Origin of the sequence: Streptomyces sp. A0958 (assembly GCF_004795035.1) — a bacterium.
In the GTDB taxonomy this organism is placed as follows: domain Bacteria; phylum Actinomycetota; class Actinomycetes; order Streptomycetales; family Streptomycetaceae; genus Streptomyces.
In genome coordinates this window covers 195261-207546 of the sequence record NZ_SSBK01000005.1, presented here as the reverse complement: position 1 = coordinate 207546, position 12286 = coordinate 195261, and the positions used below count along the sequence as shown (strand labels likewise).

The following is a 12286-nucleotide window of genomic DNA, read 5'->3' as shown; positions in this document are numbered from 1 at the left end:
CGCCCCTCACCCCCGGGCCGCCGGGCCGTCGTCGTGCCGGGGCAGCTGGATGGACGTCTGCGGCTCGTCGGTCATGGGCGGCACCAGATCCTGCGGCGGCTCGTCCGGTTCCGGCTCGGTGGGCTCGTCCGGGTACCCGTCGGTGGGGGCGTCGGAGGGGACGCCGGTGGGCGTGGGGCAGTTCGTTTCCCCGGCCGACCGGGCGGGCAGGCCGGTGGCGGCCGCCGGCTCACCGGGCGGCGTCGGCTCAGCGGGTGTCGGGCAGTCGCCGGGCGGCCGGGAGCGGGACGGCGTCGGGTCCGCCGGCTTTTTGGGCCGCGCGGACTTCTTCGGCGCCTGCGGCTCCTTCGTGCCGGTCGGCGGCGCCTCGGGGAGCGGCCCTGTGATGTCGGTGCCGGGGTCGTAGGGCGGCGGCACCGCGGGCTCCCGGTCCCCGGCGCCCTCGTCGCCCGAGGGCCGCGCGATCCAGGTGTGGTGCTCCACGTCGACGATCACCAGTTCGCGGACGGGCCGTGCGGCGGGCTCGATCACGACGGTCCGCGCCGCGTCGAACCCCTCCCAGCGCGCCCCCTTGCCTGCCGAGACGCCCGCCGCCCCGGTCGGCGGGTCCAGGGGGTTGCCGCAGGCGCAGCGGACGCGCGGGAGGCCGCGGCCGTCGACCATGACCGCGGTGCCCGCCTGAAGCACGGACCGGAACGCGGTGACGGAGCCCGCGCGGAAGCCGTGGCCGGTGACCAGCGTGTCGGCGCGCAGCAGGACGGGCGTCAGGGCGCGCAGGAAGGCGGGGACCTGGGCAGGGGCGACCGACACGGTGCGCGCGAAGGCCTCTTCCCTGGCCGGGTCGGCGGCGAGCATGCGGATCTGGGTCTCGACGTCGCAGGACGGGACGGCGCGCGTTCCGCCGTACAGTCCGGGCGTCGATCCGGTGCGCGTGAGCGGTTTCCCGTCGCCGGGCGCCGACGAGGAGCCGCCACCTGAGCGCGCCGGACCGGGCGTGCTCGCCGTGGAACCGGTGAACGGGGAGGGACCGGGGTCGGCGGCCGGCTGGAGGAGGACGTCCTCGGCGGCCGTCCTGGTGCGCGGGGAGGTCTCCTGGGCGCAGCCCGCGGCGAGGAGGATGCCGGCGGAGAGGAGGGCGAACACAGCGCGTCGCAGACGTATGCGTGAGTGCACGAAGGAATCTCCTGCCTGGTCACCGGTCTCCCGGTCGCTCCCCTCATGTCTGCCGCACTTCCCGGTCCGCCGCAAACGGACGGCTCGCCGGAACAGGTCCGGCGCGCAGGGTGCGGCGGGCCGATACTGGTAGCGATGGAGTGGTTCACCGCAGACGGGTACTGGCTCGGCCGGCTGGTCTTCCAGGAGGCCCTGGCCGTCATCTACCTGGCCGCCTTCCTCACCGCGGCGCTCCAGTTCCGGGCGCTGATCGGTAAACGCGGCATGCTGCCCGCCCGGGACGTCCTGCGGCGCACGGACTGGCGCAGCGCCCCGGGTCTCTTCCGCCTCCGCTACTCCGACCGCTCCTTCGCCGCGGTCGCCTGGACCGGCTGCGCCGTCGCCGTCGCGCTGATCGCGGGCGTGGACGACCGGGTGCCGTTGGGGGCGGCGATGGCGCTCTGGGCGCTGCCGTGGCTGCTGTATCTGTCGATCGTGCAGGTCGGCGGGGTCTGGTACGGCTTCGGCTGGGAGTCGCTGCTCCTGGAGACGGGCTTTCTCGCCGTCTTCCTGGGCAACGCGGGCACGGCGCCACCGGTGCTCGTGCTGTGGCTGCTGCGGTGGGTGCTGTTCCGGCTGGAGTTCGGGGCCGGGCTCATCAAGTGGCGCGGCGACGCCTGCTGGCGGAATCTGACGTGCTTGTACTTCCACCACGAGACCCAGCCGATGCCGGGGCCCCTGAGCTGGTTCTTCCACCGTCTCCCCCGGCCCGTGCACCGGGCGGAGGTGGCGGCCAACCATGTGACGCAGCTGCTCGTCCCGGTTCTGCTCCTCACCCCGCAGCCGGTGGCGAGCGTGGCGGCGGGGCTGATGATCGTCACGCAGTTGTGGCTGGTGCTCTCGGGGAACTTCGCCTGGCTCAACTGGCTGACCATCACACTCGCCCTGCCGGCCATCGACTGGTCGCCGCTGACCGAGCCGCCCGCCCAGCGGGGTGCGCCGCTCTGGTACGAGGTGGTGGTGATCGCCGTGACGGTGCTGATCCTCGCCCTCAGCTACCGCCCGGCCCGCAACCTGGTCTCCCGCCGTCAGGTGATGAACCGCTCCTTCGACCCGTTGCACCTGGTCAACACGTACGGCGCGTTCGGCAGCGTCAGCCGGGTCCGCCTGGAGGTGGTGGTCGAGGGCACCTCCGATCCGGTGGTGCACCCGGGCACGGTGTGGAAGGAGTACGGCTTCCGGGGCAAGCCGGGCGACCCGCGGCGGCTGCCGCGCCAGTTCGCGCCGTACCATCTGCGGCTGGACTGGATGATGTGGTTCGCGGCGCTGTCGCCCGCGTACGCCCGTGCCTGGTTCGGCCCGTTCGTGGAACGGCTGCTGGACAACGACCGGGACACGCTGCGGCTGCTGCGGCACAAACCGTTCCCCGGCGCCCCGCCTGCCCAGGTGCGGGCCAGGGTCTTCCGCTACCGGTTCACCACCTGGCGCGAGCTGCGGGCCACCGGCTGCTGGTGGCACCGCACGTTCGTACGCGACTTCCTGCGCCCGACCCGGAAGTAGGTGCTAAGAAACTAAGCTGAGGGCGTTCCGGTAAACAACTTGCTGTCGAACACCCTGCCTGAGCAGCGGTGTCAAGGGCTTCGACACGCAAGTTGATGCTCTGCACGCCCTCAGCGGTCGTCCTCGCGGGCCCGCAGCAGCCGGCTGATCTGCCTGACCAGCTCGTCGTCGCTCGCCACCCGCTTGCCGGAGACCAGTGCGCCCAGGCGATCGGCGGTCTGCAAGTCGTACGCCTGCTCCGCCTCCTCGCCCGGGACGTTGCCGTACTCCTCCTTCGCCCGGAAGCCGACGGTCAGGTCGACGGCCTTGGCGATGATCCAGGTGAGGATGAACGAGAAGGCGATCATGGAGACGATCGCGACGAGCTGCTTGCCGAGCAGGCCCCAGCCGCCGCCGTAGAAGAGGCCTTCCTGGCCGCTGATGCGCGCGGTGGCGAAGAGGCCGACCATGATCAGGCCGATCAGCCCGCCGACGCCGTGCACCCCGACCACGTCGAGCGTGTCGTCCACGTTGAAGCGGAACTTCAGCGTGATCGCGAAGGCGCTCACCGCGCCGACGACGAGGCCGGTGATCACCGCGCCGAGCGTGTCGATCTCACCGCACGCCGGGGTGATGGCGACCATGCCCGCGACGGCGGACGAGACGACGCCCATGGTGGTGACCCGGCCGGTGCGCCACTTCTCGACCAGCGGCCAGGTCACCATGGCGCCCGCGGCCCCGAGCTGGGTGTTGATGAAGGCGGCGGCGGCCGTGCCCTGGTCGGTGAGCGCGGAGCCGGAGTTGAAGCCGAACCAGCCGAACCACAGGAGCCCGACGCCGACGACCACGAGCGGGATGTTGTTGGGGCGCTCCTCGTGGCGGGCGAAGTCGCGCGGTGCGCGCAGCACGAGGGCTACGGCGAGTCCGGCGACCCCGGAGTTGAGCTCCACCGGCAGGCCGCCCGCGAAGTCGAGCGCACCGAGGTGCTTCACGATCCAGCCGTCCTTGTCGAACACCCAGTGCGCGGCCGGGATGTAGACGATCAGCAGCCACAGCACGACGAAGACGAGCCAGCCCTTCATCGTGGCGCGGTCGGCGATCGAACCGCTGATCAGCGCCACGGTGATGATGGCGAAGCCCATCTGGAAGGTGCTGTAGATGTACGTGGGGATGGCGCCGCTCAGCGTGTTCAGCTGGATGCCCTTCATGAACACGTGGTCGAGGTTCCCGATGAGCCCGGCGCCTCCCACGTCGGGCCCGAACGCCAGGGTGTATCCGATGACCCACCAGACGAGGGTGCCGAAGGCCAGGGCGGCGAAGCTCATCTTGATCATCATGAGCACGTGCCGGGTGCGCACCATGCCGCCGTAGAAGAACGCGAGGCCGGGCGTCATGAGGAGGACCATGGCGGTGGCGGCGAGCAGCCAGGCGGTGTCCCCGGAGTCGTACGCGGCCGGCATGGGCGCGGGAGCGGTGATCATCGGCGGTACCTCGTGTGGGGGGAGGGGCGGGGGTCTACGGTTTGCGCAGGTCCGGCGGCGGGTGGCCGGTGAGCAGCCGGCGTACGGCGTGCCAGGCGGCCCGGTGCGCGGCGGCGACCCGGATCGGGCTGTCGTCGAGGAGCCGCACCCAGGCCCCGCAGTCCCGGGGCAGCACGCTCACCCCGTACAGGACGCCGAGTCCGGCTAGCGCCTCGTGCAGGGCGTCGGCGAGGCCGGCTGCCGGGACGCGGTCGGTCACGACGAAGAGCGAGGCGACGTGGTCGTGCCCGGCGAACACCCCGGGCCCGAGGATGCCCCGGCCGGACCGTCCGGGGGCCAGGCGCAGGGTGTCGACGGCGAGGAGGGTGCCGTCGGGCCTGCTGATGCGCAGGTCGGTGGCGAGCGTCCGATAGGCGTGGCGTTCGCCCCGGGCGAGCCTCCCCGCGGTGAGGGTGTCGCCGAGGAGGACCGTGGCACCGGGTGCGACGGTGACCTCGGTGCGCTGGTAGAAGCGTGCGTCCTGGAACGGGATCAGCGGGTCGGGCAGGTATTCGACGTAGCTGCCGGCCTCGGCCGTCAGGTGCACCCGCTGGCTCGCGTAGTCGTGCTCCATCCGGAAGACCTTGGTGGCGGCCTGGGTGGTCAGGTGGACCTGGGTGTCCGGGCCGCAGCGGAAGTCCATCCGGTAGCGGTCGGCCTGGGCGATGCCGCCGCCGGTCGCCATGAGGTAGACGTAACTCATGCCGGGCAGCGCGGGGTCGATCCACAGCGGCCGCATGATCTGCAGCGGTGTCTTCTGGTAGCGCCCGACGAGTTCGGTGCGCTCGCCCCGTACGGCGAAGGCGAGGTCGAGGATGCCGACCTTGGCCGGGGAGCCGGGGGCCAGCGTGTCCGGGACGGACGCCAGGGCCGCCAGGTCCGGGGGGACGCGGACCGCGGTGTAGTACTCCTCGGCGAGCCGGCCGGCCTTCGGCCGCTGCGGGGCGAGCGGCATGTCAGATCAGCACCTTGCGGCGCGATTCGAGGTAGCCCGCGATCTCGTCGATGCCGACGCCGGTCAGGCAGTCGGTGAGGACGACGGGGCCGTCTCCGCGGACCCGGTGGGCGTCGGACTCCATGACGCCGATGTCCGTGCGCACGTACTTCGCGATGTCGATCTTGTTGATGACGAGGAGGTCGGATTCGGTGATGCCGGGGCCGCGCTTACGGGGCATCTTCTCGCCCTCGGCGGTGTCCAGCACGAAGAGGAACAGGTCGACCAGTGCCGGGCTGAACGTCAGGGTGAGGTTGTCGCCGCCGGACTCGTAGAGCAGCGTGTCGGTGTCCGGGAAGCGCTCCAGCATCTCGGCGCCGGCCGCCAGGTTCATCGTGGGGTCGTCGCGCACGGCGGTGTGCGGGCAGGCGCCCGTCTCGACGCCGACGACGCGCTCGGGTTCGAGGACGCCGGCCAGCGTACGGCGGACGTGCTGGGCGTCCTCCTGGGTGTAGATGTCGTTGGTGATGACGGCGGGGCGGTGGCCGCGTGCGATCAGCACGGGCACCAGCGCCTCGATGAGCGCGGTCTTGCCGGAACCGACGGGTCCGCCGATGCCGACCCGCAGTACGTTGTCGTCCATGGTGCTCCCTGGTGTGTGTGGCGGGGGTGGGTGGTCAGCTCGCGAAGAGCCGGGCCTCGGCGCGTTCGTGACGGCCCGACATGACGTCCGAGGCGAAGACGGTGGCGCCGACGTCGTCGAGTTCCCTGCGCAGCGCCGCGTCGACGGTCGTCTCGATGACCGGTGCGGCACCCCTGAGCAGGGTCTGCGCCGTACGGTGGTCGGTCAGCCGCAGCCGCAGGGCGGCGCCCGCGAAGCTGACGCAGAACGCGAACAGGTCGGCGGCGACGGCCTGGCGGACCGGGACGCCGGTCGCCGCGTAGACGACCCCGGCCGCCACCGCCTGGGTGCCGGGGGCCTCGCGGCGTACGACCCGGCCGAAGTAGTCGCCGATCTCCGGGCGGCCGAAGACCTCGTGGCCGAGGTCCAGGAGTTGGCGCCCGGTCCGCGTGGCGGCCTGGCGCATCTCCCGCCCCAGCTTCGTGGCGAACAGGTGCTCGTCGATCCTGACGACGGCCTCCGGGTCGCCCGCCGCGGTCGCCCGGTGGGCGAGGGCGAGCGCGGTGGCGTCGGCGGGGCCGACGCCGTGCAGCAACAGGTCCTCCAGCAGCAGCGGCAGGCTCCCGGCGTCCACGGCGCCCGCCTGGGCGAAGCCCTCCAGGCTGTGCGAGAGCGTGTAGAAGCCGCTCGGGAACGCCGAGTCGGTCAGCTGGAGGCTGACCAGCAGCGGTCCAAGGCCCACGGCGGCCGTGGTCCCCGCCGGGCGGGGTTCGCCCGCGATGTCGCCCTCCTTGCGGTACATCGTCCCTAGACCAGGAAGTAGAGGTGGTTGAGGGGCAGCGTCTCGGCCGGGTCGATGGTGGCGACCTTGCCGTTGAGCGTCACCTTGAACGTCTCCGGGTCGACCTGGACGTCCGGCAGGGCGTCGTTGCGGATCATGTTGTGCTTGCCGATGGTGCGGGTGCGGCGCACCGGCAGGACCTTGCGTTCCAGGCCGAGCGCGGCCGGCACGCCAGCGGCGATGCCCGCCTGCGACATGAACGTGGCGTGGGTGGCGGGGAGCGCCTTGCCGTACTGCCCGAACATCGGCCGGTAGATGACCGGCTGCGGGGTCGGCAGCGAGGCGTTGGGGTCGCCCATCTGGGCCCAGGAGACGATGCCGCCCTTGATGATCATCTTCGGCTTGGCGGCGAAGGAGTGGATGGGCCACAGCACGATGTCGGCGAGCTTGCCCTTCTCGATCGATCCCACGTGGTCGGAGATGCCCGAGGCGATGGCGGGGTTGATGGTGACCTTGGCGAGGTAGCGCAGCACCCGCTGGTTGTCGTTGCGCTCCGAGTCGCCCTCCAGCACACCGAGCTTGTCCTTGCAGTGGTGCGCGGTCTGGAAGGCCCGGGTGACGGACTCCCCGATCCGGCCCATGGCCTGGGAGTCGGAGGAGAACATGCTGATCACGCCGAGGTCGTGCAGCACGGATTCGGCGGCGATCGTCTCGGCCCGGACCCGGCTGTCGGCGAAGGACACGTCCTCGGGAATGTCGTGGCTGAGGTGGTGGCAGACCATGACCATGTCGAGGAGCTCGTCCACCGAGTTCTTGGTGTACGGCAGCGTCGGGTTGGTGGAGGACGGCAGGACGTTGGGTTCGCCGGTGACCCGCAGGATGTCGGGGGCGTGGCCGCCGCCCGCGCCCTCGCTGTGGAAGGTGTGGATGGCCCGGCCGTCGATCGCCGAGCGGGTGTCCTCGAAGAACCCGCTCTCGTTCAGGCTGTCGGTGTGGATGGAGACCTGGACGTCGTGCGCGTCGGCGACGTTCAGCGCGTTGTCGATGACGGCCGGGGTCGCGCCCCAGTCCTCGTGCACCTTGAGCCCGCAGGCCCCGGCGACGACCTGCTCGGTCAGCGCCTCCGGCAGGCTGCCGTTGCCCTTGCCCATGATCCCGAGGTTGACGGGGAAGGACTCGGCGGCCTGGAGGAGCTTGCCGATGTTGTACGGGCCGGGGGTGCAGGTCGTGCCGTTGGAGCCGTCCGTGGGGCCCGTGCCGCCGCCGATGAGGGTGGTGATGCCGTTGGTCAGCGCCTGTTCGGCCTGCTGCGGGGCGATGAGGTGGACGTGGGTGTCGATGGCGCCGGCGGTGGCGATCAGGTGCTCGCCGGCGATGGCCTCCGTGCCGGGTCCGACGACCAGGTCCGGGTCGACGTTGTTCTGCGTCTGCGGGTTGCCGGACTTGCCGATGCCGACGATGAAGCCGTCCTTGATGCCGATGTCGCACTTGACGACGCCCACCATCGGGTCGATGACGACCACGTTGGTGATGACGGTGTCGAGCGCGCCCTGGGCGGCGGTGGCCTGCGGGTCGGAGGCCATGCCGTCACGCATGGTCTTGCCGCCGCCGTAGACGACCTCGTCGCCGTACAGGCCCTCGCTGTAGTCCTTCTCGACCTCGACGACGAGGTTGGTGTCGGCGAGGTGGAAGCGGTCGCCGACCGTCGGGCCGAACATGTCGGTGTACTGCTTGCGCGGCAGGATGGGCATCAGCGCGAACCCTTCTTCTTGTCCTTGGCTGCCTTGGAACCCTTGGACCCGCCCTTGCCGGCGTCCTTGGACTCCCCCTTGGAGCCGTCCTTGTCGCTCTTGGCGGCGGGGGCGCTCTGCGCACCCTGGTAGCCGCGTTCGATGGCCCTGCGGACGGCTTCGACGCGTGCGGGGTGGGAGGAGAGGCTGCCGTTGAGCAGCCCGCTGAAGCCGGTGAGCCGGCCGGTTCCCGCGTACGCGCAGAGCTCGACCTCGCGCGAACCGCCGGGCTCGAACCGTACGGAGGTGCCCGCGGCGATGTTGAGGTGCATGCCGAGCGTCGCCTCGCGGTCGAAGGAGAGCGCCGAGTTGACCTCGAAGAAGTGGTAGTGCGACCCGATCTGCACGGCCCGGTCGCCGGTGTTGCTCACGGTGATCTTCAGCGTGCGGCGGCCCGCGTTGAGCTCGATGGGGTCCTCGCCGTACAGATACTGCTGACGGAACGTCATGCGATGCTCCTGATGACTCGGTCCGCTCCATCGGCGGACGGGTGGTGGTGCCGGTGCTCGTGGGAGTGTCCGTGCGTGTGGCCGTGACTGTGGCCGTGGCCCTCGCCCGGTGGGTGGGTGTGGGCGTGGCCGTGGTGGTCGGCGGCCACGAGCCCGGCCGCGATGCCGTCGTCGCCGTGCTCGTCCCAGCGCCGGAGGGCGTCGGCCACCCGCTCGTCCAGCACCCGGCGCAGCGCGGAGGCCGGCATGAGGGGGCCCACGCTCTCCGCCGGCACCGGTGCCGCGCCGCCCGCGTCCACGGGGGCGAACGAGGCAGGCAGCAGCGCCACGTCCTTCGCGCCGAGCAGCGCGCAGCGCCTCACGCCCTCGGCCGGGTCCGGGTCGCCCCCGTCGAACGCGACCTCGACCAGAGCATGGCGGCCGTAGCGGCGTACGAGCGCGGCGACGCGGTACAGCTCGGCGTCCTCGAAGGGGTCGCCCGAGGGGGCGGTGACGAGGAGTCCGGACCCGGCGGGCACCCGGCCGGCCGCGGCCCGCAGCCAGGCGACGAGGTGCTGGGCGGTGCCGAAGGGCTCGGTGAGCAGCGCGCCGCCGGGCCCGGCGGCGGAAACCGCGCGCAGGGTGCGGGCGGTGTCGGCGACGAGGCCGGGTTCGCGGCCCAGCGTCATGGGGACGACCACGCTGTTCTCGCCCCGGCGCAGGCGCGCGGCGACGGCCCGGAACAGTTCGCGCCCGCTGGAGACCACGCTCACGGACGGGTCGAGACGCCCTTCCAGCGCGCGTCCGTACGCGGCTTCGTGGCCGCACACGGCGATGACGGTCCCGCTCCCGGCCATCGGTCAGCCGCCGATGGGGTCGTGGCAGGAGACGAGCTTGGTGCCGTCCACGAAGGACGCCTCGACCTGGAGGAGGCCGAGCATCTCCCGTACGCCGGGCATGGTGTCGTCCTCGCCCACGATGTGGCGGCCCAGTTCCATGCAGTCCGCGACGCTCTTGCCGTCGCGGGCGGCTTCGAGGATCGCCTCGGTGATCAGCGCGACCGACTCGCTGTAGTTGAGCTTGAGGCCGCGGTCCTGGCGCTTGCGGGCCAGGTCGGCCACGACGTAGACGAGCAGTTTGTCGATCTCGCGAGGGGCGAGGTTCATCGTGGGTACCTTCCTCGGGATGGTGCGGTGAGAGGGCGGGAGGGCCGGTGGCCTCGGGCCTTGTCAGTCGCTGCGGCGCAGGCGCGGCAGCAGGGGGACGGCCGCCAGCAGCGTCCAGGTGGTGAGGATGAACGGCCAGGTGAAGGTGTGGCCGCCGAAGGGTTTGAAGAAGGAGGTCAGGGTCGCGGTGAGGCCCGTGCTGACCGCCGCTCCGAACATGGCGTAGACAGCGGTCCAGACGGTGTTGGCCATGAAGACGACCCCGAGGCCGATGGCGACGAGCACCGCGTTGTAGCCGTAGATGCCGTTGGCGATCAGGTCGGTCGGCGCGCCCAGCAGCCAGGCGGCGACGATCCCGGCCACGCTGCCGGCCGCGGCGTAGAGCACGACGCGCAGGCCGGCCAGGGCGAGTCCGGCGAGCATGATCAGTCCGACGTACCAGCTCTCGACCAGGAAGACCTGCGAGACGTTGTTGAAGAAGGCGTGCCACAGGTCGTTCCAGGTGATCCCGGTGTCGCCGCTCGTCGTGCTGGACACGGCGGCCGGAGCGCCGTGCCAGACGCGGTCGAAGGACGGGGCTCCCACCACCATCACCCCGGAGACCAGGCAGAACGGCGCGGTCATGGGGGTGAGCTTGTACGGCTTGAGGAAGGTGGAGAGGGCCGCCATGAGGATGACGCACAGGACGCCGCCCACGACGGTCAGCACATAGGTGGCCGGGTGGTTGCCCAGCGAGGAGATGAGGGCGATGCCGGTCAGGCAGCCCGCGAACCCTTGCAGACCGAGCGCGATGGCCCCCCGGTCCACGGCCAGCACATAGGCGGCGGCCGTGGCGGTCAGCGTCCCCAGCGTGGCGAACAGGCCGGTCTCCCAGCCCGCCGCCCACAGGCCGGCGAGGATCGCCGCGCCGGTGAACAGACTGGCCTGGAAGTCGACCTGCCCGACGCCTCGCAGGGAGGCCAGAAGGTACGCGGTCGGCTGGCGGCTCTCCAGCCGCCGGACGAGGTCCGGCTCGGCGAGGGGCAAGGCATGCTCCAGCGTCTCGTCAGAAGGCGGATGCGGTTCAGGCATGACGGGCCTTCGGAACAGTCCCGATATATGCCATAAACGCATATAAAGCGGTAACTATCGCGCTGTATGGGATTCGCGTAGCCCACTCGGGTACAGCCGTGGGCCACGCCGCGAACCGGGAGCGTGACGCGCGGCCGTCGTCCGTACGTTCGCTGGATGTCCCAGAAGATGCGGTTGCACCGGCACACCCACCCCGATCACCACCCGGGCGTACAGCTCACGGTCGTGGCGGCCGTGGCGGTCGGCGGGGCCGCGGGGGCCGCCGCCCGGTACGCAGCCGAACGCCTGTGGCCGGCCGGGACCTTCGCCTTCCCGTGGACGATCCTGCTGGTCAACGCGGTGGGGTGCTTCCTGATGGGGATCTTGATGGTCACGCTGAAGCTGCGCTTCCCCGGGGCGCCCCGGCTGATCAGCCCGCTGCTCGGTACCGGCGTGCTCGGCGGGTTCACCTCGTTCTCGCACTACACGGACAACGTGCGGCAGCTGTTCGAGAACCATCAGCCGGGCTATGCCGTCGGCTGCCTGGTACTGACCGTGGCGGCGGCGCTGGCGGCCGTGACGGCGGGTGCGTTCGCCGCGCACTTCTCGTTCGGCCGCTCCTACGGTCCGCAGGGCGAGGCGTCATGACCGACTGGCTGCTCGTCCTGGCCGGCGGACTGGTGGGCGCGCCGGTGCGCTATCTCCTCGGGGTGGACGCGAAGTTCCGCCTGCACAGCGTCTTCCCGTGGGGCACCTTCGCGGCCAACGCGGGGGCCGCCCTGCTCCTCGGGTTCATCGCCGAGGCGGCGGTGAACGGCGACCTGAGCACCCGGCTGAATCTGCTGCTGGCCACCGGCTTCTGCGGGGCGCTGTCGACCTGGTCGACGTTCTCCTACGAACTGCTGACCCTCAATTCGGCCCGCCGGCTCGGTCTGGCGGCGGGCTATCTCCTGCTCACCGTCGGCGTCGGGCTGGGGCTCTCCTTCGGCGGGGCGGCACTGGCGCGCGCGGTGGTCTGAGCGCGCGCCGACGCACGGAAACGGGCCCCGGCCCCGCCCGCTCGGGGGCAGGCCGGGGCCCGTGGAAGGAACTCAGTCGATGCCGGGCAGGATGTGCGGCTCGGCGAGGTCGTCCTCGTAGCCGGCCAGACGGATCGGCGCGGACCTGGCCCAGACCTCGATGTTCTGGAGCTTCTCGCCGCCGGAACCCGGCTTTCCTCGCCGTTCGGCCGGCCGTTCCTCGTGCTTCGTCATTTCCGGTGTCGTCACCGCGCACTCCTTTGTGTCGCGTAGCCCCGGGCGCCG

At 71.5% G+C, this 12286-nt stretch carries 14 protein-coding genes; 3 read left to right on the top strand and 11 right to left on the bottom strand.

Annotated features, from left to right (window positions below):
- Positions 1-6: 6 nt before the first annotated feature.
- The gene (locus E6P78_RS07685; RefSeq protein ID WP_136202750.1) at positions 7-1173 is read right to left on the bottom strand and encodes a DUF6777 domain-containing protein; all 1167 of its coding nucleotides are present in this window, start codon (positions 1171-1173) and stop codon (positions 7-9) included.
- Between the two features lie 135 nt (positions 1174-1308).
- On the opposite strand from E6P78_RS07685, the gene E6P78_RS07680 reads away from it, so the two are divergent.
- Complete coding sequence (locus E6P78_RS07680) at positions 1309-2712, top strand: lipase maturation factor family protein (RefSeq protein ID WP_136202749.1); 1404 nt, start codon at positions 1309-1311, stop codon at positions 2710-2712.
- A gap of 110 nt (positions 2713-2822) precedes the next feature.
- On the opposite strand, the gene E6P78_RS07675 is transcribed toward E6P78_RS07680, so the two are convergent.
- From E6P78_RS07675 to E6P78_RS07635, 9 genes are all read right to left on the bottom strand, one after another.
- Positions 2823-4172 (bottom strand): ammonium transporter, encoded by a 1350-nt coding sequence (locus tag E6P78_RS07675; RefSeq protein WP_136202748.1) that lies wholly within the window; start codon positions 4170-4172, stop codon positions 2823-2825.
- Positions 4173-4206: 34 nt separating this feature from the next.
- Positions 4207-5166, bottom strand: a complete 960-nt coding sequence (locus tag E6P78_RS07670) for an urease accessory protein UreD (RefSeq protein ID WP_136202747.1) — start codon at positions 5164-5166, stop codon at positions 4207-4209.
- Between the two features lies 1 nt (position 5167).
- A complete protein-coding gene (gene ureG / locus E6P78_RS07665) occupies positions 5168-5788 on the bottom strand; it encodes an urease accessory protein UreG (RefSeq protein WP_136202746.1) in 621 nt (206 codons plus the stop codon).
- A gap of 34 nt (positions 5789-5822) precedes the next feature.
- Positions 5823-6569, bottom strand: coding sequence for an urease accessory UreF family protein (locus E6P78_RS07660; protein WP_136202745.1), 747 nt, complete (start codon positions 6567-6569; stop codon positions 5823-5825).
- 5 nt (positions 6570-6574) lie between these two features.
- On the bottom strand, positions 6575-8299 hold the full coding sequence (ureC, locus tag E6P78_RS07655) for an urease subunit alpha (protein WP_136202744.1): 1725 nt from the start codon (positions 8297-8299) through the stop codon (positions 6575-6577).
- Positions 8299-8787 (bottom strand): urease subunit beta, encoded by a 489-nt coding sequence (locus tag E6P78_RS07650; protein WP_136202743.1) that lies wholly within the window; start codon positions 8785-8787, stop codon positions 8299-8301. The genes ureC and E6P78_RS07650 overlap by 1 nt, the downstream gene beginning before the upstream one ends.
- Positions 8784-9623, bottom strand: a complete 840-nt coding sequence (locus E6P78_RS07645) for a cobalamin biosynthesis protein CbiX (protein WP_136202742.1) — start codon at positions 9621-9623, stop codon at positions 8784-8786. Before E6P78_RS07645 ends, E6P78_RS07650 begins: the two co-directional genes overlap by 4 nt.
- A 3-nt stretch (positions 9624-9626) precedes the next feature.
- Positions 9627-9932 (bottom strand): urease subunit gamma, encoded by a 306-nt coding sequence (locus E6P78_RS07640; RefSeq protein ID WP_136202741.1) that lies wholly within the window; start codon positions 9930-9932, stop codon positions 9627-9629.
- A 63-nt stretch (positions 9933-9995) separates the two neighbouring features.
- The gene (locus tag E6P78_RS07635) at positions 9996-10958 is read right to left on the bottom strand and encodes an urea transporter (RefSeq protein ID WP_136202740.1); all 963 of its coding nucleotides are present in this window, start codon (positions 10956-10958) and stop codon (positions 9996-9998) included.
- 201 nt (positions 10959-11159) lie between these two features.
- Here E6P78_RS07635 and E6P78_RS07630 point away from each other — a divergent pair, with 201 nt between their 5' ends.
- Both E6P78_RS07630 and E6P78_RS07625 read left to right on the top strand, forming a co-directional pair.
- Entirely contained in the window at positions 11160-11630 is a 471-nt protein-coding gene (locus E6P78_RS07630; protein ID WP_136202739.1) for a CrcB family protein, read from the top strand.
- The gene (locus E6P78_RS07625; protein ID WP_136202738.1) at positions 11627-12001 is read left to right on the top strand and encodes a CrcB family protein; all 375 of its coding nucleotides are present in this window, start codon (positions 11627-11629) and stop codon (positions 11999-12001) included. The genes E6P78_RS07630 and E6P78_RS07625 overlap by 4 nt, the downstream gene beginning before the upstream one ends.
- Positions 12002-12073: 72 nt before the next feature.
- Here the strand turns inward: E6P78_RS07625 and E6P78_RS32710 are convergent, their stop codons facing one another.
- The gene (locus E6P78_RS32710) at positions 12074-12250 is read right to left on the bottom strand and encodes a hypothetical protein (RefSeq protein ID WP_168712575.1); all 177 of its coding nucleotides are present in this window, start codon (positions 12248-12250) and stop codon (positions 12074-12076) included.
- Between the last annotated feature and the right edge of the window lie 36 nt (positions 12251-12286).

Excerpts from the sequence above, each read along its gene's own strand:
- E6P78_RS07680 (WP_136202749.1), top strand. The coding sequence starts at position 1,309 with ATGGAGTGGTTCACCGCAGACGGGTACTGGCTCGGCCGGCTGGTCTTC.
- E6P78_RS07675 (WP_136202748.1), bottom strand. The coding sequence starts at position 4,172 with ATGATCACCGCTCCCGCGCCCATGCCGGCCGCGTACGACTCCGGGGAC.
- E6P78_RS07670 (WP_136202747.1), bottom strand. The coding sequence starts at position 5,166 with ATGCCGCTCGCCCCGCAGCGGCCGAAGGCCGGCCGGCTCGCCGAGGAG.
- ureG (WP_136202746.1), bottom strand. The coding sequence starts at position 5,788 with ATGGACGACAACGTACTGCGGGTCGGCATCGGCGGACCCGTCGGTTCC.
- E6P78_RS07660 (WP_136202745.1), bottom strand. The coding sequence starts at position 6,569 with ATGTACCGCAAGGAGGGCGACATCGCGGGCGAACCCCGCCCGGCGGGG.
- ureC (WP_136202744.1), bottom strand. The coding sequence starts at position 8,299 with ATGCCCATCCTGCCGCGCAAGCAGTACACCGACATGTTCGGCCCGACG.
- E6P78_RS07650 (WP_136202743.1), bottom strand. The coding sequence starts at position 8,787 with ATGACGTTCCGTCAGCAGTATCTGTACGGCGAGGACCCCATCGAGCTC.
- E6P78_RS07645 (WP_136202742.1), bottom strand. The coding sequence starts at position 9,623 with ATGGCCGGGAGCGGGACCGTCATCGCCGTGTGCGGCCACGAAGCCGCG.
- E6P78_RS07640 (WP_136202741.1), bottom strand. The coding sequence starts at position 9,932 with ATGAACCTCGCCCCTCGCGAGATCGACAAACTGCTCGTCTACGTCGTG.
- E6P78_RS07630 (WP_136202739.1), top strand. The coding sequence starts at position 11,160 with ATGTCCCAGAAGATGCGGTTGCACCGGCACACCCACCCCGATCACCAC.
- E6P78_RS07625 (WP_136202738.1), top strand. The coding sequence starts at position 11,627 with ATGACCGACTGGCTGCTCGTCCTGGCCGGCGGACTGGTGGGCGCGCCG.